The following is an 18,511-nucleotide window of genomic DNA, read 5'->3' as shown; positions in this document are numbered from 1 at the left end:
ACCGCAGAGCGCGCCGTGTGGCGCGTACTCTCCCTTGCCGTGGTGGACCGCATTGAGGCGGTCGTATTGCGAATCGCGAATCACGGAGTTGACGGGCGCGTGCCGACGAGACTCCGGAAGGTTTCGCATTCGCATGTCCATCGCCAGTACTGATCACGTCGTCGTGCCCGAGAACGAGGCAGCCGACACCACCCCCGACACCGCCCCCGAGGTCACCTTCGCGGACCTCGGTCTGCCCGAGGGCGTCGTGCGCAAGCTCGCGCAGAACGGCGTGACCACCCCCTTCCCGATCCAGGCCGCGACCATCCCGGACGCCCTGGCCGGCAAGGACATCCTCGGCCGCGGCCGCACCGGCTCCGGCAAGACCCTGTCGTTCGGTCTGCCGGCCCTGGCGCAGCTCGCCGGCGGCCGCACCGAGAAGCACAAGCCGCGCGCCGTCATCCTGACCCCGACGCGCGAGCTCGCCATGCAGGTCGCCGACGCGCTCCAGCCCTACGGCGACGTCCTCGGCCTGAAGATGAAGGTCGTCTGCGGCGGTACGTCCATGGGCAACCAGATCTACGCCCTGGAGAAGGGCGTCGACGTCCTGGTCGCCACCCCGGGCCGGCTGCGCGACATCATCAACCGCGGCGCCTGCTCCCTGGAGAACGTGCAGATCGCGGTCCTCGACGAGGCCGACCAGATGTCCGACCTGGGCTTCATGCCCGAGGTCACCGAGCTGCTGGACCAGGTTCCGGCGGGCGGCCAGCGGATGCTGTTCTCCGCGACCATGGAGAACGAGATCAAGACCCTGGTCGACCGGTACCTGAACAACCCGGTCAGCCACGAGGTCGACGCCGCGCAGGGCGCCGTGACGACCATGTCGCACCACATCCTGATCGTGAAGCCCAAGGACAAGGCGCCGGTCACCGCCGCGATCGCCTCCCGCAAGGGCCGCACCATCATCTTCGTCCGCACCCAGCTGGGCGCCGACCGGGTCGCCGAGCAGCTGCGCGACTCCGGTGTGAAGGCCGACGCGCTGCACGGCGGCATGACCCAGGGCGCGCGCACGCGGACCCTGGCCGACTTCAAGGACGGGTACGTCAACGTGCTCGTCGCCACCGACGTTGCCGCGCGCGGCATCCACGTCGACGGCATCGACCTGGTGCTGAACGTGGACCCGGCCGGCGACCACAAGGACTACCTGCACCGCGCGGGCCGCACGGCGCGGGCCGGCCGGACCGGCACGGTCGTCTCCCTCTCCCTGCCGCACCAGCGGCGGCAGATCTTCCGGCTGATGGAGGACGCGGGCGTCGACGCCACGCGCCACATCATCCAGGGCGCCGGCGCCTTCGACCCGGAGGTCGCCGAGATCACCGGCGCCCGGTCCATGACCGAGGTCCAGGCCGAGTCCGTGGGCAACGCCGCGCAGCAGGCCGAGCGCGAGGTCGCCCAGCTCACCAAGGAGCTGGAGCGGGCGCAGCGGCGTGCGAGCGAGCTGCGCGAGGAGGCCGACCGGCTGCTGGCGCGGGCCGCGCGCGAGCGGGGCGAGGAGCCCCAGGCGGTCGTCGCCGGGGAGGCCGCCGAGGTGTCCGCCGCCGTCGAGGTGTCGGTGCCGGAGCAGCCGACCGCCAAGGACGTCGAGCGTGAGGACCGTGCCGAGGCCTCCGCGCCCTACGAGCGCCGGGAGCGGCGCGAGGAGCGCGGCGGGCGTGACCGGTACGCCGACCGCGACCGTTCCTTCGACCGGGACCGTTCCTTCGAGCGCCGGGACGACCGCGGCGACCGCGGTGGCCGTTCCTTCGAGCGCCGTGACGACCGTGGCGGGCGTTCCTTCGAGCGTCGCGACGACCGTGGCGGCTTCAACCGTGACCGTGACCGCGACCGCGGCGGGCGTTCCTTCGAGCGCCGTGACGACCGTGGCGGCTTCCGCCGGGACGACCGGGCGGACCGGGGCGACCGCGGTGAGCGCGGCGGCTTCCGCCGTGACGACCGGGGCGACCGCGGTGGCCGTTCCTTCGAGCGCCGTGACGACCGTGGCGGGCGTTCCTTCGAGCGTCGCGACGACCGCGGCGGCTTCAACCGCGACCGCGACCGCGGCGGCTTCCGCCGGGACGAGCGCGGTGGGCACCGGGGCAGCGACCGTCCCTTCAACCGCGACCGCCGGGACGACCGCCCGGGCTTCCGCTCCGGCGGCCACGACCGCCCGGGCCACGACCGCCCGGGCCACGACCGCCCGTACGGCCGTCGTGACGACCACCGTGGCGGCGGGTCCTTCGGCCGCCGCGAGGACAAGCCGCGCTGGAAGCGCAACGGCTGACCTCCCCGCGTGACGAGCGCCGCGGCCCTCCAGGGGCCGCGGCGCTCGGCCGTTACGGCGCCGATTCCCCCTCCGGCGCGGCCGGGACCCCGATACCCGATCGGAGACGCGGCGTCGTCCGGCTATGCTCGTGGGGGCAACATCGCCCGGGCCCTTAGCTCAATTGGCAGAGCAGTGGACTTTTAATCCATTGGTTGTGGGTTCGAGTCCCACAGGGCCTACCGTTCGGCCCCGGGTCGGAGTGCATCCGACCCGGGGCCTTCGCGTTGCGCGGGTCTCGGTCCGAAGCGCGGAAAGAGCACGCGGGTGTGCGCTCGTGCGCCGGGAGCCTCCCTCCCGGAGACGCGGTGCCGTGCGCCGGGAAGTGGCCGGTTCTCCGCCCTCGGCGCGCACGTCGGAGCGTTTCTGCAGATCCGGCGGCAGGTCGGTCGTCCGTCGTACGACGTCGGACGATGTCCGTCTGCCGTGGGGTCGCGTTCCAGCCATCTCGCGCTTTTCATATCATCTGACGGTCTCTCACGGTCTTGCCCCGTGTGCCGGTTGTGCAGATAGCTGGGTGCAGCGCCCGCAACAGCGGTCGCAACCACCGCACACGAGGAGAGATCATGAAGAAGGCGTACGAAGCCCCGACCCTCGTCCGGCTCGGGACCTTCCGCAAGAAGACGGGTCTCCTGCAGCGCTCCGGCAACGACCGGCTGATCCTCAGCAAGAACTGACGAGCGACGGTCACTGACCCGACGTCATGAAGGAACTGCACGCGAGTGCGGGGACGGGCCGCGGCGACGCGCACTTCACGGTCTTCACCGACCGGGAGGACGCGGCCGCCGTGGCCCGCTCCTTCGCCCACCCCGGGACCCGCATCCTGCCCCACCCCTCCGGCCGGCCCTGGCTGGTCGGCCGGTGGGCCGACGAGGAGATCGTCACCGCCCGGGCCGGCAGCGCCGCCCTGGCCGTCGTCGGCTGCTGCCCGGTCGACGCCGCGCGGCTGCGCCGGTACGCGGAGCGGCTGCGCGATCCCGCCGACGCCGCCGCCCTGGCCCGTTCCCTGCCCGGCAGCTTCCACCTCGCCGCCGCCCTCGACGGCCGGCTGCGGGTGCAGGGCACCGCCTCCGGGCTCCGGCTCGTCTTCCACGCCACCGTGGACGGCGTACGGGTGGCCGCCACCCGCGCCGACGTGCTCGCCCACGCGCTCGGTGCCGAACCGGACGCCGAGCGGCTGGCGGTACGGCTGCTGTGGCCCGCTCCCTACCCCCTGTCCGAGACGTCGCTGTGGCGTGAGGTCACCGCCGTGCCCCCGCAGGACGCGCTGTACCTGGGCCCGGACGGGCGCAGTGCCCGGCACGTGCGCTGGTGGACGCCACCCGAGCCGGTCCGCACGCTCGCCGAGGGCACCGAGCCGGTCCGCGAGGCCCTCGTCGCCGCCGTCGACGCCCGGACCCGCGCGGGCGGCGTGGTCAGCTGCGACCTCTCCGGCGGCCTGGACTCGACCTCGCTGTGTTTCCTGGCCGACCGCTCCGCCGCCCGCGTGGTGGCCAGCACCTGGCCCGGCCGCGACCCGGCCGACACCGACCTGCACTGGGCCGAGCGGGCCGCCGGGCACCTGCCGGACGTCGAGCACGTGGTGTGGGACGCCGACGCCTCGCCGCTGGTCTACGAGGACCTGCTCTCCATCGACGACCTGCTGGACGAACCCACCATCGGCGTCATGGACCGCTCCCGGGTCCTGCACCATCTGCCCGCCATGGCCGAGCGGGGCAGCAGGCTGCACCTGACCGGCATCGGCGGCGATCACGTGGCCTGGTGCTCCGAGGCGTACTACCACCGGCTGGCCCGCACCCGGCCGCTGTTCGCGCTGCGGCAGCTGCGCGGCTTCCGGGCGCTGTGGCAGTGGCCCCTGGGCGACACGGCCAGGGCCCTGGCCGACTCCCGCCCGTACGGCAGGTGGCTCGCCGACGCGGCGGGGCGGCTGCGCGCTCCCGGCGCGGCGAACGTCACCACCAGCCTCGGCTGGGGCATGCCACCGCGCCTCTTCGACTGGGTCACCCCCGACGCCGAACGGGCCGTGCGCCGGGCACTGCTCGAAGCGGCCGGGACGGCCACACCGCTGCACCCGGACCGCGGGATGCACGCCGACCTGGAGCAGATCCGCTCCTGCACCCGCATCATCCGCCAGTGGGACCGCATGGCCGCCCGGGCGGGGGTGCCGATGGCCTCGCCGTTCCTGGACGACCGGGTCATCGAGACCTGCCTCGCCGTCCGCCCGGCCGAACGCGTCTCCCCCTGGCAGTACAAGCCCCTGCTCACCGCCGCGATGCGGGGCCTCGTGCCGGAGACGTGCCTGCGGCGCGCCAACAAGGCCGCCGCCTCCATGGACGCCGCCGAGGGCCTGCGCAGACACCGCGCCGACCTGCACGCGCTGTGGGAGGACTCCCGGCTCGAAGCACTCGGCCTGGTCGACGGTGACGCGCTGCGCCGCCTCGCCCGGCGCCCGGCCACACCCGGGCTGCGCGACGCCATCCTCTACTCGACCATCGCCGCCGAGGTCTGGCTTCGCGGACTGTCCCGCACCCCCGCCCTGTGAGCGCCCTCCGAGAGAAAGGCAGCCGCACGATGGCCTTGCGGTTCGACCCCGACGTCTCCACCGCGGAGACCGCCTACGGCACCGTCCTGCTGGACGAGCGCAGCGGCGACTACTGGGAACTCAACCCCACCGCCACCCTGGTGGTCACCACCCTCCTGGCAGGCGGCGACGAGACCGCGGCGGCCGACGCGCTCGTCGCGCGGTTCGACATCGACCGGGCCCGCGCGGAGCAGGACGTGGCGTCGCTGGTACGGGAGCTGAGGGAATCGGGGCTGGTCCGATGACGACACCCAGCGCCCTGGAACGTCCCACCGGAGTGCCGTTCACCCGGCGCCTGGCCGCCCGGCTGGTGCTGCTCCCCGCCCTCGCGCTGTCGCTGCTGCCCCCGCGCAGGATCCGGGCCGTCCTCGCCGTCCTGCGTCGCGGAGCCGTCCCGGCCACCGCCGCGCAGGCCCTGAACGCGCGCAACGCCCTGTGCGCGGTCAGCCTGCGCTGTGCCGGCCCGAAGGGCTGCCTGCCCCGGTCCCTGGGCGCCGTCCTGCTGTGCCGCCTGGGCGGCACCTGGCCGACCTGGTGCACCGGCGTGCGCGTCGTCCCGCCCTTCACCGCGCACGCCTGGATCGAGGCGGACGGCCGTCCCGTGGACGAGGGCGTGCCGGACGACTACTTCGCCCGGCTCATCTCCGTCCCCGCCGCCCGCCGCACGGCCCGATGAGCGACCCCGCGGCGGAGGAACACCGTGCCGGGAGCGGGCCGGGCACGGTGGAGGACCACCGGTCGGGGCCGGACCGCTCCACCCGGGCCGCCGTCCGCACCCTGTACGGGCTGACCGCCGGTCACCGGTCGGCCGTCGCCGTCGCCGTGGTCCTCACCCTGGCCGGTTCCGCGCTGGGGCTGGCCCAGCCCCTCGTCGCCCGGCAGGCCGTGGACCTCAGCGGCGGCGGCCGGGTGCCGTGGGCCCTGCTGCTGCTCCTGGCCGGCCTGTTCGTGGCCGAGGCGGCGACCGGCGCGGTGGGGCGTTTCGTCCTGGAGCGCATGGGCGAGGGCGTCGTACGGCAGCTGCGGCACGGCCTGGTGGCACGGCTGCTGCGGCTGGAGATGCGGGAGTACGACCGGCACCGCACCGGTGATCTGATCTCCCGGGTGACCGTCGACACCACCGTCCTGCGGGAAGTGGTCTCCCAGGCCCTGGTCGACCTGGTGACCGGGGCCCTCGTCGCGGCCGGCGCGATCGCCCTGATGCTGTGGCTCGACGCCCTGCTGCTGCTCCTGGTCGCGGCGACGGTCGCGGTCGCGGCCCTGGTCGTGGCGTCCCTGCTGAAGGGCATCCGGGCCGCCTCCGAGCGGATGCAGGGCGCCGTCGGCGCGATCGCCGCCGACCTGGAGCGCGCGCTGGGCGCCCTGCCGATGGTGCGGGTGCACCGCGCGGAGGAGCGCGAGGCCGGGCGCATCGGTGAGCGGGTCGAGGCGGCGTACGGCGCGGGCGTGCGGACCGCCCGGCTCGCGTCGGTGATGAGCCCGGCCGTCGAACTGGCCGTCCAGGGCTCGTTCCTGATCGTCCTGGTGATCGGCGGCCTGCGCGTCGGCGGTCACGCCGGCTCCCTCGGCGACCTGGTCGCCTTTCTGCTCTACGCCTCCTACCTGGTCCTGCCCCTGTCGTCGGTCTTCCGCGCGGTCGGCCTGATCCAGCGGGGCATGGGCGCCTACACGCGCGTCGAGCAGGCACTGGCCCTGCCCATGGAGCCCACCGGACCCGAGGACCCCACAGGGCCCATAAAGCCCGCCGGACCCAAAGACCCTGGACCCAAAGACCCCACCGGGCCCACGAACCTCACCGTCACCGGAGCCACCGGATGCACGCAACCCGCCGGACCCGCCCGCGGGCCCGCCGCTCCGGCCGCGCCGCGCGGGGAGGAACCGGTGCTCGCCCTGCGTGACGTCACCTTCGGCTACGACCCCGGCCGGCCGGTGCTGCGGGGTGTCACCCTCACCGTCCCGCACCGCAGCCAGACCGCCCTGGTCGGCCGGTCTGGCGCCGGGAAGAGCACGGTGTTCGCCCTGGTGGCCAGGTTCTACGAACCGGACTCCGGGACGCTCCTCTTCGACGGGCGGCCCGCCGGCGAACTGACCCGCGCGGCGTGCCGGGCCCGGATCGCCGTCGTCGACCAGAACACCCATGTCGTGCACGGAACGCTCCGGGACAACATCACCTACGCCGTGCCCGGTGCCACCGAGGCCGAGGTGCGACGCGTCGTGGAACTCGCCCGGCTCGACGACGTCGTACGCCGGCTGCCCGGCGGCCTGTCCGGCATGCTCGGCGAGCGCGGCGCCACCCTCTCGGGCGGGGAGCGCCAGCGCGTCGCCCTGGCCCGCGCCCTGCTGGCCCGTCCCCGGCTGCTGCTGCTCGACGAGCCGACCTCCCACCTGGACGCCATCAACGAGACCGCGCTCGCCCGGGTGATGGCGGACGTGGCGAAGGAGTGCGCCCTGCTGGTGATCGCGCACCGGCTGTCCACCGTGCAGCACGCCGACCGGATCGTGGTGCTGGAGGAGGGGCGCACCAGCGCCTGCGGCACCCACCAGGAACTGCTCGCCGGGAGTCCCGTCTACCGGGAGCTGGCGGCGGGGCAGATGCTGCGTCCGCCCTCCGGCCCGCTGCGCACCGCGCGGACCGTCCCGTAGCGGCGGAGGCCGGGCCTCAGGCGCCCGCGCCGCCGCCCAGCACCACCACGCACGTGTCGTCCCCCGCCGGCCGGGCCGCGCTCCCCGCGTCCCGCAGGAGCACCGCCGCCACCACGGCCGGATCGCACCGCAGGAGGACGGCGTCGTCGGGCGGTACCCAGCGGCCGGGCATGCCGTCGCTGTGCAGGACGAGCAGGCTGTCGTCGTGCCAGGGTTCCTGCCGCACGGGCACGGTCGCGGGGGCCTGGGCGCCCACGATGCCGGGATGGGACAGCAGCGGCCTCCAGCCGTCGCCGGTGCGCAGACGGGCACCGATGTTGCCGATGCCGGCGAAGTGCAGCCGGCCGGAACGGCAGTCGACCTGGGCGACGGCGACGGCCGCGCCCCGGGTGGGCCGCAGCGCCCGGCCCAGGTGCCGCAGGATCTCGGCGGGGGTACGGTCCGCCACGCCCGGCAGTTCGGCCACGGCGGTCGTGGAGGCCTCGGCGGCCTTGGCGCCGTGGCCGAGGCCGTCGGCGAGCAGCAGGGTCAGCCGGTCGCCCGCGGCGACCCGGCCCCAGGCGTCGCCGGAGTGCTCGGCCCGGCCGAGCGGGACGTTGACGCCGCCGGCCCGCGGGTGCGGTGGGGTCGCGCCCCGGACGGCGGCCTCGTGGTCGATCCGGGCCATGGCGACGGTGCCCCGGCCGGGGGCGCTGTGCAGGTCGAAGGCGTTGGCTATGCGCCGGCAGGTGCCGAGGCCCGCGCCCAGGGTGGCGGCGGTGCTGTAGCCGTCGCGCATCGCCTGGGCGACGTCCGGGATGCCCGGGCCGTGGTCCAGCGACAGCAGCTGCACGGCGGTCCGCCGGTCCTGCGCGCTCTCGACCAGGTTGATGATCACGTGCCCGTCGTCCGCGTGCCGCAGCAGGTTCGTCGCCAGCTCCGTCGCCACGAGCGCGGCGGTCGCGGTGCGGTGCGGGGGCAGGCCCGCGCAGGCACTGGCCTCCTCGGCCGCCACCCGCACGTCCCGCACCCGGGTCGAGTCGGCCACCGGCACGTCCCAGACCCTGCTCATCACGGCCCCGGACGGGTCGGCGGTACGACGGTCGCCCAGGCGGTGATGGTGACGGTGGTCCCCTCACCGGGCGTGCTGTCCACCTCGAACTCCTGGACCAGCCGCTTGGACCCGCTCAGGCCGAGGCCGAGGCCGCCGCCGCTGGTGTAGCCGTCGGTCATGGCCTGGTCGAGGTCGCGGATGCCGGGCCCGGCGTCGACGAAGGCCAGCCGGAGGCCCTGCGCCTGCGCGGTGCGCAGCGGGGTGATCTCCACATGCCCGCCGCCGCCGTGGACGAGGGTGTTGCGGGCCAGCTCGCTGGCGGCGGTGACCAGCTTGGTCTGCTGCACCAGCCCGAAGCCGAGCTCGGCGGCGGCCTGCCGCACCTGCTGCCGTACCCAGGCCAGGTCGGCGTCCGAGCCGATCGGCAGGGTGGCCGGGGCGGCATGGCGGGAAGCGGTCATCAAGGACTCCCCTCCCCGTGGCGCGCGTCCCCGGCCAGCAGTTCCATGGCGCGTTCGACGTCCAGGGCGGTCCGCAGCCCGGGCAGGGTGAGCCCCAGTTCGACCAGGGTGATCGCCACCGCGGGGCGCATGCCGGCCAGCACCGTCCGCGCGGCCAGCAGTTCGGCCGCGGCGGCGATCTCGGCGAGGACCCGGCCCAGGAACGAGTCGACGATGTCCACGCCGGAGATGTCGATGACCACGCCGGTCACCCGGGAGTGCGCGATCCGGTCGGTGATGTCGTGCTGGAGCTGCTCGGCCATGCCGTCGTGCAGCTCCCCCTGGAGGGTGACCAGCAGGATGTCGCCCAGCCGGAGGACGGGCACCGTGTAGCCGTACCCGCCTGCGGCCCCGGCCGCCGGGGACCCCGCGGCGCCGGTCACCGCGCGCCCGCGTCCGCCGCCGGGCCGGCCGCCCGCAGCGGCGCGATCTCGACGCCCTGCCGGCCGAGCGCGTAGGCGAGGGCGTCGGCCAGGCTGGCGCGGGTGAGCACCGTGCCGAGGTCGATGCCGAGATGGACGATGGTCTGCGCGATGGCGGGCCGGATGCCGGAGACGATGCATTCGGCGCCCATCAGCCGTGCCGCGGCCACCGTCTTCATCAGGTGCTGCGCGACCAGCGAGTCGACCGTGGGCACGCCGGTGATGTCGAGGATGGCGTAGCGGGCGCGTTCGGCGACGATCGCGTCCAGCAGGCTCTCCATGACGACCTGGCTGCGCGCGCTGTCCAGGGTGCCGATGAGCGGGACGGCGACCGTGCTGTCCCAGAGCTTGATGACCGGGGTGGCCACCTCGTGCAGCTGCTCCCGCTGGCGGGCGATCACCTCCTCACCCGCGCTGACGGTGGTCTCCAGCACGACCAGGCGCAGGGTGCCCATCAGGAGGGTGAGCGCGACGACGCATTCCAGGGCCTGGGGGCTGTTCGGGTCGTCGAACTCGGCGCGCAGCAGTTCGGTCACCGGCTCGCGCAGGGCGGCCACCTCGCGTGCCACCCCGTCCGGGTCGGCTCCCGTCCGGGCGCGGGAGGCGGCCATCCGCCCCAGCTGGTCGCGGATCGCCTCGAAGCCGGACGCCCGGATGTCCTCCAGCCGGCCGGAGGCCGCCACCGCGGCCAGTGCCGCGGCCACCGCCCGGCCCGCCTCGACCGCCTCGTCCCGCGAGACGGTGAACACCGTGCGGAACAGCGCGGCGTCGGCCCAGCGCTGGGCGATCTGCTCACGGCGCCGTTCGAGAAAGGCGCTCACCTGGTGTGCGGCCGGCTGCTGTTCCCCGTGCTCCTCCGACACCGACACGTGCATCGCTCCCTTGCGCGGGCCGGACCGAGATCGCTCCGGCGCCTCAGTCCGTTACTTGCCGTATGACAAACATTAGTGCCGACCTACGGCACCACCAAACACCTTGCTGCGGACGCCCTCGACCTGCGCTTTCCCCGTTCACTCAACGGCCACGCCAGTCGAGGCACACCACCAGCGCGTCGTCGTCCGCGACCCCCTCGCCGCGGTGCCCGGTCAGTTCGCGCAGGATGGCCCGGGGCACCTCGGCGGCCGGGAGCAGCCGGGTCGACTGGATCGCCCGGGCCAGGGCGGCGTCGCCGTAGGTCTCGCCGCCCGGGGAGGCGACGTCGTACACGCCGTCGCTGACGAAGATCAGCCGGTCGCCCGGCTCCACCCGGAACTCCTGGGCCACGTAGTCGGTCTCCTCGAACATGCCGAGCGGCAGCTGGGCGTCGAAGTCCATCCGCTCGACCGTCCCGGCCCGCAGCCGCAGCAGGCGTGGCGACCCGGCGTCCACGGCCCGCACCTGCCCGGTGGCCAGGTCGATGTCGAGCATGAGCACCGACAGGTAGCAGCGGCCCCGGTAGTGGGCGTACACCGCCTGGTCGGCCAGGGCCGCCTGGTCGGCGAGGGAGAGCCCGGCCCGGCGGGCGTTGCGCAGGGCGTTGATCGCCAGGTTGGTCAGCAGGGAGGCCTCTATGCCCTCGCCCATGCCGTTGGTGACGTAGAGGCTGAGCCGGTCGGCCGAGGCGGACCAGTCGAAGTTGTCGCCGAAGATCGCGTACGCGGGTTCCAGCTGGGCGCCCAGCTCGTACTCGGGGCGGGCGCAGGAGCGGCCCGGCAGCAGCTGCCACTGCATCTCGGCGGCCAGGGTGAGCCGGTCCCGGCGACGGGCCTGGAGGTAGAGGTCGGTGTCCCGCTCGGCCACGACCACCTCGTGCCCCAGCACCTCGGCGATCTCCGCCAGTTCGGCCAGGTCGCCCTCGGCGTGCCGGCCGCCCGGCAGGGTCACCGTCAGCACGCCGAGCCGGTCGCCGCGCACGGTGACCGGCAGATGCGCGCGGACGCGGTCGTCCGGGAGGGTCTCCACGTACGGCTCCTGCGCGCCGAAGGCCCGGCCGGCCGGGCTGCTGTGCACCGGCACCGGCTGGTCGGTGTGCGGCAGGACGGAGACCGGCTGCAGCACGGTCAGTCCGTAGTCGGCGAGGAAAAGCTCGACGGAGTCCGCCGCGTACTGATCGGTCAGTACACGACGGACCGCGTCCAGCAGTTGGTGGGGAGCCGCCGTGCGCAGGGCGCGCTCGGCGGCCACGAATCTGTTCTCGATCGCGTTCACGGGGTTGCTACACCATTCCTTGGTCGGACGCCGGCGGATTCCGGCCGCGTCGACGGGTCTCAGGGGGAAGAAGGGCCCGCGGGCGAGGGCCCGGGTATCGGAGGGTGGGCTCCCGGGCGTGCGCCCGGCGGGGGGACGGGCGGGCGCACGCCGGGTCCGTCGTCCCTGCCGGTTTCCCGCGCGCCTAGTACGCTGGCGGCCATCCCGGTGCCTGCGAGAGTGTGACTGTGACTTCCCTCCGACCCCGCCCTGAGCCCGCAGAGGTCGCCCGCGTGACCTCCACGGCCGCGGAGTTGCTGGAAGTCCTGTGGGGCCGGGCCTCGACGGCGCCCGCGTCCGCGTCCCAGCTGCGGGTGCTGCTCATCCTCGAACACCACGAGGGCATCAACCTGCGCACCCTCGCCGACTCCCTCGCGTCCACCCCGCCCTCGACCAGCCGGCTGTGCGACCGGCTGCAGGCGGCCGGGTTCGTCGAACGCGTGGCGAGCCCGGTGGACCGGCGCGAGCTGCGCCTGCGGCTCAGCAGCCGGGGCCGTGCCTTCCTGGCCGATCTGCGCGTACGCCGGGAGGAGGCGCTGCGCGCGGTGCTCGACCAGATGCCCGCCGCCCAGCGGGCCGCGCTGCTGCAGGGTCTGGAGGCGTTCTGCGACGCGGCGGCGGCCCAGATACACGACGACTCCGACGACTCCCGTGCGTCCGGAACCCGGACTGCCTGAACTGCCCGCCGCGGCACCGGGCCGTCCCGTCCGGGCCCTTCCCGTGGCCTGCTCGGCACGGCTACTTTGTTGCTCCACGACTATAGTTGTCAAACGACAACTGTCCGTTCCACGTGCCCCTCGGTCTCTTCCGCCGCACCGCACCGCCCGCCTCCCGCTCGCACCGACACAGCTGTCGTGCGGGTACCCCGACACCGCCCCGACCTGCGCCGACTGTGGTCTACGTCTCGACACGGCCGGAGGGGGGCATGAGCGGGGCGAGGGCGGGTAGCGGCGGTGGAGGTGGCCTGTCGGGGGATCGGAGCGGGCCGGAACTACGAGGGAGGGCCCGTGACCGCGACCACGCGCATCGGCACGACGACGGATTCCGCCACCTACGCAGGCGAGGAGCTGCCGCAGATCGCGGAGCCGCAGAAGATCCCTCCGCAGGACGCGCGCGAGCTGACGGGACAGTTTCTCGACCGCCTCGCGGTGCTGGAGGAGGGCACGCCCGAATACCAGTACGCGCGCAACACGCTCATCGAGATGAACATGTCGCTGGTGCGCTTCGCGGCCCGCCGGTTCCGCTCGGGCGGCCAGTCGATGGAGGACGTCGTCCAGGTCGGCGTGATCGGGCTGATCAAGGCGATCGACCGGTTCGAGGTCTCCCGCGAGGTGCAGTTCACCAGTTTCGCCGTGCCGTACATCGTCGGCGAGATCAAGCGCTTCTTCCGGGACACCTCCTGGGCGGTGCACGTGCCGCGCCGGCTGCAGGAGGCCCGCACCGAACTGGCCAAGGCCACCGAGGAGCTGGCGTCCCGGCTGGGCCGCGCGCCCAAGGTCGGCGAGCTCGCCGCGCTGATGAACCTGTCCGAGGAGGAGGTCGTCGAGGCGCAGATCGCGGCCAACGGCTACATGTCCTCCTCGCTCGACGCCACGATCAGCGGTGACGTGGAGGAGAGCGACACGAAGTTGTCGGAGTTCATCGGCGGGGAGGACCCGGCGCTGGAACTGGTGGAGGACTTCCACGCCCTCGCGCCGCTGGTCGCCGAGCTCGACGAGCGCCAGCGCCTCATCCTCCACCTGCGTTTCGTCGAGGAGCTGACCCAGGCGGAGATCGGCGCCCGGCTCGGCATCTCCCAGATGCACGTGTCCCGGCTGCTCTCCCGCACGGTGGCCCGCCTGCGGTCGGGGATGCTGGCGACGGGGTGACGCTCCGGGTCCCCTGAGACCCCGGGTTCCGGATGAGCTCGTGGGACGTGCCGGTGGCGGCACGTCCCACGAGCTCATCCGTGTCCGTGTCCGTGAGTGCCGCGCGCGCCGTGTGTCCCTTCCGGCCCGCCGGTTCCGTCCGCTCGCGGTGCCGCGGTCCGCCGGGCGGCCAGGAACGAGCGCAGTCCCCGGCTGAGCGCGGCCCGTTCCGGCGGTTCCATCGTCTCCAGCGCCGCGGTCAGGGCCTGTGCGCGGCGGGCTGCCACGTCCCGCAGGACGTGCCGGCCGTGAGCGGTGAGCCGCAGTTGCACCGCGCGGCGGGTGCCGGGGTGCGGGGCGCGTTCGAGGAGACCGGCCGCCGCCAGGCGGTCGCACAGGCGGCTGGCCGTGGGCAGGCCGATGTCGAGCCGGTCGGCCAGGGCCGTGAGATTCAGGCCGGGAGCCGCCTGCAGCGTGTGCAACGCCCGCAGCTGGTGCGCGGACAGCCGCAGGGACGCGTCCTGGGCGGCGACCGACCACAGGGCCGTCAGGTTCTCCACGGCCTCGGTGATCTGTGCCGCGACGGCCTCCGGGTCATCGCCCGGTCCCTTCGCCCGGTGAGAACCGGGGCCGTCGAGATCGGTCACGAAACGGTCACTTTCCATAAGCTCCGGGTACGGCAGAGGTCGCCCTCATGCAAAGGCTGTACCCGATGAACCGGAGGGCAAGCCGTCCCGTTCGGCTCCGGCCCGGCCCGGCCCGGCCCGTCGCTCAGCCGGCGCTCAGCTCCGTCAGGGCCGCGAGCGGCAGCGTGTGCTGCGTCTGGAGGACCTTGGCGCGCAGGTAGCGGACGTTGTGCGCGGTGGTGAACACGCCCGTGGGGATCCGGTCGCGGACGTCGATGCCCAGGGCACGCAACTGGGCTGCCTTGTCCGGGTTGTTGGAGAGCAGGTCCAGCTCGCCGATGCCGAGGGCGCGCAGCATCTGCGCCGCGGCCGTGTAGTCGCGGGCGTCCTCGGGCAGTCCCAGCGCCGCGTTCGCCTCGTACGTGTCGAGGCCCTGGTCCTGCAGGGCGTACGCGTCCAGCTTGTTGTAGAGCCCGATGCCCCGGCCCTCCTGGCGGAGGTAGAGGAGCACGCCGCCGCGCTCGGCGATCGACTCGACCGCCTCGCGCAGTTGCGGGCCGCAGTCGCAGCGGGCCGAGCCGAACACGTCCCCGGTCAGGCACTCGGAGTGCAGCCGCACCAGCGGGACCGGGCCCGGCTCGCCCAGGACGACGGCCACGTGCTCCTGACCGTCGGCCAGGCCGTGGAAGGTGACGAGCTCGGCGTCGGCCTCGTAGCCGTCGTGGAAACGCAGGGGGACCCGGACGCGGGAGCGGGGGGTGGCGAGGACGCTGGGGGTGTCGGGCGCGCGGGGCCTCCGGGTTCCGTTCCTGTTCGGCTGCACAGCCGTCTGCCGGACTGCTTCAGATTTGAAGCAGATCCACGGCCGGAACCCTACTCTTGCTTTAAATTTGAAGCAATGAGATCGCGGCCGTGTGTGAGGTGCGTCACGAACAGGCCGTCGACGACCTCCGCCGCCACGGCACGTCGTCGGCCACCGGCCGCGCCCCCTCCTCCTGGAGCCCCTGCGCGATCGCCGTGGAGATCTCCGCCAGCTGGCCCACCTGCTCGGCGCTGAGCCGGTCGAACAGGAAGCTCCGCACGGTTTCGACGTGCCCGGGCGCCGCCCGCTCCAGCACGGTGAAACCCTCGTCCGTCAGCGCCGCGACGCTGCCCCGCTTGTCGTACCGGCACGCCTCGCGCCGCAGCATGCCGTCCTTCTCCAGCCGCGTCACCGCGTACGTCAGCCGGCTGCGGGTGATCTTCAGCCGCTCGGCTAGGTCCGTCATCCGCAGCCGCCGGTCCGGAGCCTCCGACAGGACGGACAGGATGGAGTAGTAAAGGTGCGGCATGCCGGCGTCCTGCTGGAGCTGCCGGTCGATCGCGTCCTCCAGGAGCAGCGAGGCGGCGATGTAGGCGCGCCAGGCGCGCTGCTCCTCGGGGGTGAGCCAGCGAGTCGTCATGCCGCCAGTGTAGGTTTGTTTCAAACTTGAACCAAGCCTCGTCCCGTCCGCCGTCCCGACCCGTCGCGGAGCGCCGATGTCCCACCCGTACGTCCTGCTGTCCGCCGCCGTCTCCCTCGACGGCTACCTGGACGACACCGGCCCCGAACGCCTGCTGCTGTCCAGCCCGGCCGACTTCGACCGGGTCGACGAGGTCCGCGCGTCCGTCGACGCGATCCTGATCGGCGCCGGCACCCTCCGCGCCGACAATCCCCGGCTGCTGGTGAACGCGCCCGCGCGCCGCGCCGCCCGGGCCGCCGCGGGCCGGCCGGAGTACCCGCTCAAGGTCACCGTCAGCGGCTCCGGCGACCTCGACCCGGACGCCCGGTTCTGGCACACCGGGGGCGACAAGGTGCTGTACACGACCGACCGGGGCGCCGAACGGGCCCGGGCCCTCGGCATCGCCGCCGACGTCGTCCCGCTCGGCCCGGACCTCGACTGGCGCCGGCTGCTGACCCACCTGCACGACGTCCGGGACGTACGGCGCCTCATGGTCGAGGGCGGCGGCCTGATCCACACCCAGCTCCTGACCCAGGGCCTCGCCGACGAACTCCAGCTGGTCCTCGCCCCGCTCTTCGTGGGTGATCCGCGGGCCCCCCGCCTGTTCGGGCCCGGCGGCTACCAGGGCGGCCGGCTCCGGCTGCTGGAGACGCGGCGGATCGAGGACGTCGTCCTGACGCGCTACGCCCCGACCGCCCCCGGCATCGCCGGCCTGCCCGCAGCCGCCGACCACCACTGGCTCGCCCTCGCCTGCGAGCTGGCGGAGCGCTGCCCGCCCTCGGACACCGCGTTCAGCGTGGGGGCGGTGGTCGTCGCCGCCGACGGCACGGAACTGGCCCGGGGCCACTCCCGCGAGGGCGGCGATCCGGTGGTGCACGCCGAGGAGGCCGCCCTGGCCAGGATCGACCCGGCGGACCCGCGGCTGGCCGGCGCGACCGTGTACAGCAGCCTGGAGCCGTGCGCCCGCCGCGCCTCCCGTCCCGCCCCCTGCGCCCGGCTGATCCTCGACGCGGGCGTTCGGCGGGTCGTCACCGCCTGGCGCGAGCCGGACACCTTCGTCGCGGCGGCCGACGGCAGCGGGGTCCTGGCGGCCGCCGGAGCGGAGGTCGTCGTCCTGGCCGAGCACGCGGAACGGGCCCAGGCGCCCAACCGCCACCTGCTGTCCTGAGGGCCCGGCGCCGGGGGTGGTCCGAGCTGTCCTGCGCATGGCGTACACTGGAGACACAACGACGCGGGGTGGAGCAGCTCGGTAGCTCGCTGGGCTCATAACCCAGAGGTCGCAGGTTCAAATCCTGTCCCCGCTACTGAAGGCCGAGGGCCGGAATCCGAAAGGGTTCCGGCCCTCGGTGCTTTTCCCGTTCCACCGACGGAACCCCTCACGCACGGTGAGCGAACCCTCCCGCTGCGCATAACAACTGACACACCGTCAAGTCCCGTACGTCACACGGGAGGCGGTCAACTCGCCCGATTTGGGCCGGTCATGACGGGAACGTCCGCGCGAAAAAGGTTAATGATCAAGCGGAAGCGCTGGAATCCGCACCGCGGCTCCATTAACGTTCGATAACGCAGCGCGGTCGTCCCAGCCGTCACAGAAGGCGGCTCCGTGCGCACGCGCCGAATCCCGAAAGGGAACCGGGGAACCACCACTTGGGGTGAATCGAGCGGATGCCGCCGTGGAAGCACGGCCGGTATACGCGCGTAGGAGACCTTCCTGCTCCGAACCCGTCAGCTAACCCGGTAGGCGAGAAGGAAGGAAAGGAGTACGCCTACGTGGCGTCCAACCGGCCTGCCCCCGTGGCCCCGTTCGCGACGGAACAGCGCGACACCGAAGTCTTCGGCTACGGCGGTCAGCGCACCGACGAGGGCCCGTTCCAGGAATGGAACCCCACGGCGGAGTCCATCCGTCCCGTCCGTGGCCGGCATCGCGTCACCAAGCAGCGCGGCGGAGGGCTCGCCCGCAGCTCCACCGTCCTGGGCGTCGGCGTCATAGCCGCCGTGGGCGCCGGCGGCATGGCCAGCGCCCAGACCGGCAAGCCGCCGGTGTCGATCTCCGTGCCGGACCTTCCCTCGGTGGGTTCCCTCATCTCGGACGACGACACCCCCGAAGGTTCCGCAACTCCGCTCAGCGACCTCGCCACGGTCGCGACGGACACCGACGAGGGCACCTCCGGCGCCGGCGAGGCCCTGCGCGCCCGGATCATGGCCCAGGTCGAGTACCAGCAGGACCAGATCGAGACCAAGGCCGCCGAGGAAGCCGCCGCCGCAGCCGAGAAGGCCGCCGCGGAAGGCGCCGCCAAGGCGGAGAAGGAAGCCAAGGCCAAGGCCGCCGAGGCCAAGCGGAAGGCCGGGGAGGAGGCCCGCAAGAAGGCCGAGGCCGAGCGGCTCGCCGCCCTCGCCAAGCAGTACACGCTGCCGACCTCCTCGTACACCATCACCTCCAGCTTCGGCCAGGCCGGCGCCTACTGGTCCTCCGGCTACCACACCGGCCTCGACTTCGCCGCCCCCACGGGCACGCCGATCAAGGCGGTGCACAGCGGCACCATCACCGAGGCGGGCTGGAACGGCTCCTACGGCTACAAGACCGTCCTCACCCTCGATGACGGCACGGAGATCTGGTACGCCCACCAGTCGTCCATCGGCGTCAGCGTCGGCCAGAAGGTCAGCACGGGCGACGTCATCGGCCGCGTCGGCGCGACCGGCAACGTCACCGGGGCGCACCTGCACCTGGAGGTCCACGCCGCCGGCTCCAGCAGCGGCATCGACCCGATGGCCTGGCTGCGGGGCAAGGGACTCAACCCGTAAGCGGCGAGCGCC

Annotated in this window: 18 protein-coding genes, 2 tRNA genes and 1 riboswitch; of the genes, 12 read left to right on the top strand and 8 right to left on the bottom strand. The window is 73.7% G+C overall.

All coding sequences use genetic code 11. The features are described from left to right. Nucleotides 1-133: 133 nt before the first annotated feature. From ACF07N_RS14775 to ACF07N_RS14745, 7 genes are all read left to right on the top strand, one after another. Complete coding sequence (locus tag ACF07N_RS14775) at nt 134-2,299, top strand: DEAD/DEAH box helicase (RefSeq protein WP_392112488.1); 2,166 nt, start codon at nt 134-136, stop codon at nt 2,297-2,299. A gap of 148 nt (nt 2,300-2,447) precedes the next feature. Then, a tRNA-Lys gene (locus tag ACF07N_RS14770) sits at nt 2,448-2,520 on the top strand. Nucleotides 2,521-2,904: 384 nt separating this feature from the next. Continuing rightward, nucleotides 2,905-3,015 (top strand): keywimysin-related RiPP, encoded by a 111-nt coding sequence (locus ACF07N_RS14765; RefSeq protein ID WP_107473153.1) that lies wholly within the window; start codon nt 2,905-2,907, stop codon nt 3,013-3,015. Nucleotides 3,016-3,041: 26 nt separating this feature from the next. Next, nucleotides 3,042-4,880: a lasso peptide isopeptide bond-forming cyclase gene (locus ACF07N_RS14760; RefSeq protein ID WP_392112484.1), complete on the top strand. Its 1,839-nt coding sequence runs from the start codon at nt 3,042-3,044 to the stop codon at nt 4,878-4,880. A gap of 29 nt (nt 4,881-4,909) precedes the next feature. Beyond that, nucleotides 4,910-5,164 (top strand): lasso peptide biosynthesis PqqD family chaperone, encoded by a 255-nt coding sequence (locus tag ACF07N_RS14755; RefSeq protein WP_392112481.1) that lies wholly within the window; start codon nt 4,910-4,912, stop codon nt 5,162-5,164. Further along, the gene (locus tag ACF07N_RS14750) at nt 5,161-5,595 is read left to right on the top strand and encodes a lasso peptide biosynthesis B2 protein (protein WP_383336429.1); all 435 of its coding nucleotides are present in this window, start codon (nt 5,161-5,163) and stop codon (nt 5,593-5,595) included. Before ACF07N_RS14755 ends, ACF07N_RS14750 begins: the two co-directional genes overlap by 4 nt. Continuing rightward, the gene (locus ACF07N_RS14745) at nt 5,592-7,562 is read left to right on the top strand and encodes an ABC transporter ATP-binding protein (protein WP_392112478.1); all 1,971 of its coding nucleotides are present in this window, start codon (nt 5,592-5,594) and stop codon (nt 7,560-7,562) included. The genes ACF07N_RS14750 and ACF07N_RS14745 overlap by 4 nt, the downstream gene beginning before the upstream one ends. 16 nt (nt 7,563-7,578) lie before the next feature. Here the strand turns inward: ACF07N_RS14745 and ACF07N_RS14740 are convergent, their stop codons facing one another. The 5 genes from ACF07N_RS14740 to ACF07N_RS14720 all read right to left on the bottom strand — a co-directional run bounded on the left by ACF07N_RS14740 (nt 7,579) and on the right by ACF07N_RS14720 (nt 11,704). Continuing rightward, complete coding sequence (locus ACF07N_RS14740; protein ID WP_392112475.1) at nt 7,579-8,613, bottom strand: SpoIIE family protein phosphatase; 1,035 nt, start codon at nt 8,611-8,613, stop codon at nt 7,579-7,581. Beyond that, nucleotides 8,613-9,056, bottom strand: coding sequence for an anti-sigma regulatory factor (locus ACF07N_RS14735; protein ID WP_383336426.1), 444 nt, complete (start codon nt 9,054-9,056; stop codon nt 8,613-8,615). The genes ACF07N_RS14740 and ACF07N_RS14735 overlap by 1 nt, the downstream gene beginning before the upstream one ends. Further along, on the bottom strand, nt 9,056-9,478 hold the full coding sequence (locus ACF07N_RS14730; RefSeq protein WP_392112472.1) for an STAS domain-containing protein: 423 nt from the start codon (nt 9,476-9,478) through the stop codon (nt 9,056-9,058). Before ACF07N_RS14730 ends, ACF07N_RS14735 begins: the two co-directional genes overlap by 1 nt. Further along, nucleotides 9,475-10,392 carry an STAS domain-containing protein gene (locus ACF07N_RS14725; RefSeq protein ID WP_392112470.1) on the bottom strand — a complete coding sequence of 306 codons (918 nt, stop codon included), beginning with the start codon at nt 10,390-10,392 and terminating at the stop codon, nt 9,475-9,477. Before ACF07N_RS14725 ends, ACF07N_RS14730 begins: the two co-directional genes overlap by 4 nt. 139 nt (nt 10,393-10,531) lie before the next feature. Next, entirely contained in the window at nt 10,532-11,704 is a 1,173-nt protein-coding gene (locus tag ACF07N_RS14720) for a PP2C family protein-serine/threonine phosphatase (RefSeq protein WP_383336423.1), read from the bottom strand. A 221-nt stretch (nt 11,705-11,925) separates the two neighbouring features. Between ACF07N_RS14720 and ACF07N_RS14715 the strand changes: the two genes are divergently transcribed. Together ACF07N_RS14715 and ACF07N_RS14710 are read left to right on the top strand one after the other, a co-directional pair. Further along, nucleotides 11,926-12,420, top strand: coding sequence for a MarR family transcriptional regulator (locus tag ACF07N_RS14715; protein WP_383336422.1), 495 nt, complete (start codon nt 11,926-11,928; stop codon nt 12,418-12,420). A 330-nt stretch (nt 12,421-12,750) separates the two neighbouring features. Further along, nucleotides 12,751-13,611 (top strand): RNA polymerase sigma factor SigF, encoded by an 861-nt coding sequence (locus ACF07N_RS14710; protein ID WP_383336421.1) that lies wholly within the window; start codon nt 12,751-12,753, stop codon nt 13,609-13,611. A 74-nt stretch (nt 13,612-13,685) separates the two neighbouring features. Here ACF07N_RS14710 and ACF07N_RS14705 read toward each other — a convergent pair whose 3' ends face one another. The 3 genes from ACF07N_RS14705 to ACF07N_RS14695 form a co-directional block, all read right to left on the bottom strand. Next, entirely contained in the window at nt 13,686-14,237 is a 552-nt protein-coding gene (locus ACF07N_RS14705; RefSeq protein ID WP_392112467.1) for a MarR family winged helix-turn-helix transcriptional regulator, read from the bottom strand. 124 nt (nt 14,238-14,361) lie between these two features. Continuing rightward, entirely contained in the window at nt 14,362-15,039 is a 678-nt protein-coding gene (gene ribA, locus ACF07N_RS14700; protein WP_392112465.1) for a GTP cyclohydrolase II, read from the bottom strand. A 103-nt stretch (nt 15,040-15,142) separates the two neighbouring features. Further along, a complete protein-coding gene (locus tag ACF07N_RS14695; RefSeq protein WP_392112463.1) occupies nt 15,143-15,658 on the bottom strand; it encodes a MarR family winged helix-turn-helix transcriptional regulator in 516 nt (171 codons plus the stop codon). A 76-nt stretch (nt 15,659-15,734) separates the two neighbouring features. On the opposite strand from ACF07N_RS14695, the gene ACF07N_RS14690 reads away from it, so the two are divergent. The 3 genes from ACF07N_RS14690 (at nt 15,735) to ACF07N_RS14680 (ending at nt 18,499) form a co-directional block, all read left to right on the top strand. Further along, nucleotides 15,735-16,865, top strand: a complete 1,131-nt coding sequence (locus tag ACF07N_RS14690; RefSeq protein WP_392112460.1) for a dihydrofolate reductase family protein — start codon at nt 15,735-15,737, stop codon at nt 16,863-16,865. Nucleotides 16,866-16,927: 62 nt separating this feature from the next. Further along, a tRNA-Met gene (locus tag ACF07N_RS14685) sits at nt 16,928-17,001 on the top strand. A 298-nt stretch (nt 17,002-17,299) separates the two neighbouring features. Then, a riboswitch (cyclic di-AMP (ydaO/yuaA leader) is annotated at nt 17,300-17,456 on the top strand. 11 nt (nt 17,457-17,467) lie between these two features. Next, nucleotides 17,468-18,499: a M23 family metallopeptidase gene (locus ACF07N_RS14680; protein ID WP_392112457.1), complete on the top strand. Its 1,032-nt coding sequence runs from the start codon at nt 17,468-17,470 to the stop codon at nt 18,497-18,499. The last annotated feature ends 12 nt before the right edge of the window (nt 18,500-18,511 follow it).

Source organism: Streptomyces sp. NPDC015242 (genome assembly GCF_043079125.1).
GTDB lineage: Bacteria > Actinomycetota > Actinomycetes > Streptomycetales > Streptomycetaceae > Streptomyces.
Note: the sequence above shows the minus strand (reverse complement) of the source record. Positions and strands in the feature narration are given on the sequence as shown.

Bases quoted from the DNA above. Each gene is read 5' to 3' on its own strand.
- ACF07N_RS14695 (WP_392112463.1), bottom strand. From the start codon at position 15,658: ATGACGACTCGCTGGCTCACCCCCGAGGAGCAGCGCGCCTGGCGCGCC.
- ACF07N_RS14775 (WP_392112488.1), top strand. From the start codon at position 134: ATGTCCATCGCCAGTACTGATCACGTCGTCGTGCCCGAGAACGAGGCA.
- ACF07N_RS14725 (WP_392112470.1), bottom strand. From the start codon at position 10,392: ATGCACGTGTCGGTGTCGGAGGAGCACGGGGAACAGCAGCCGGCCGCA.
- ACF07N_RS14760 (WP_392112484.1), top strand. From the start codon at position 3,042: ATGAAGGAACTGCACGCGAGTGCGGGGACGGGCCGCGGCGACGCGCAC.
- ACF07N_RS14740 (WP_392112475.1), bottom strand. From the start codon at position 8,613: ATGAGCAGGGTCTGGGACGTGCCGGTGGCCGACTCGACCCGGGTGCGG.
- ACF07N_RS14690 (WP_392112460.1), top strand. From the start codon at position 15,735: ATGTCCCACCCGTACGTCCTGCTGTCCGCCGCCGTCTCCCTCGACGGC.
- ACF07N_RS14750 (WP_383336429.1), top strand. From the start codon at position 5,161: ATGACGACACCCAGCGCCCTGGAACGTCCCACCGGAGTGCCGTTCACC.
- ACF07N_RS14755 (WP_392112481.1), top strand. From the start codon at position 4,910: ATGGCCTTGCGGTTCGACCCCGACGTCTCCACCGCGGAGACCGCCTAC.
- ACF07N_RS14735 (WP_383336426.1), bottom strand. From the start codon at position 9,056: ATGACCGCTTCCCGCCATGCCGCCCCGGCCACCCTGCCGATCGGCTCG.
- ACF07N_RS14765 (WP_107473153.1), top strand. From the start codon at position 2,905: ATGAAGAAGGCGTACGAAGCCCCGACCCTCGTCCGGCTCGGGACCTTC.
- ACF07N_RS14745 (WP_392112478.1), top strand. From the start codon at position 5,592: ATGAGCGACCCCGCGGCGGAGGAACACCGTGCCGGGAGCGGGCCGGGC.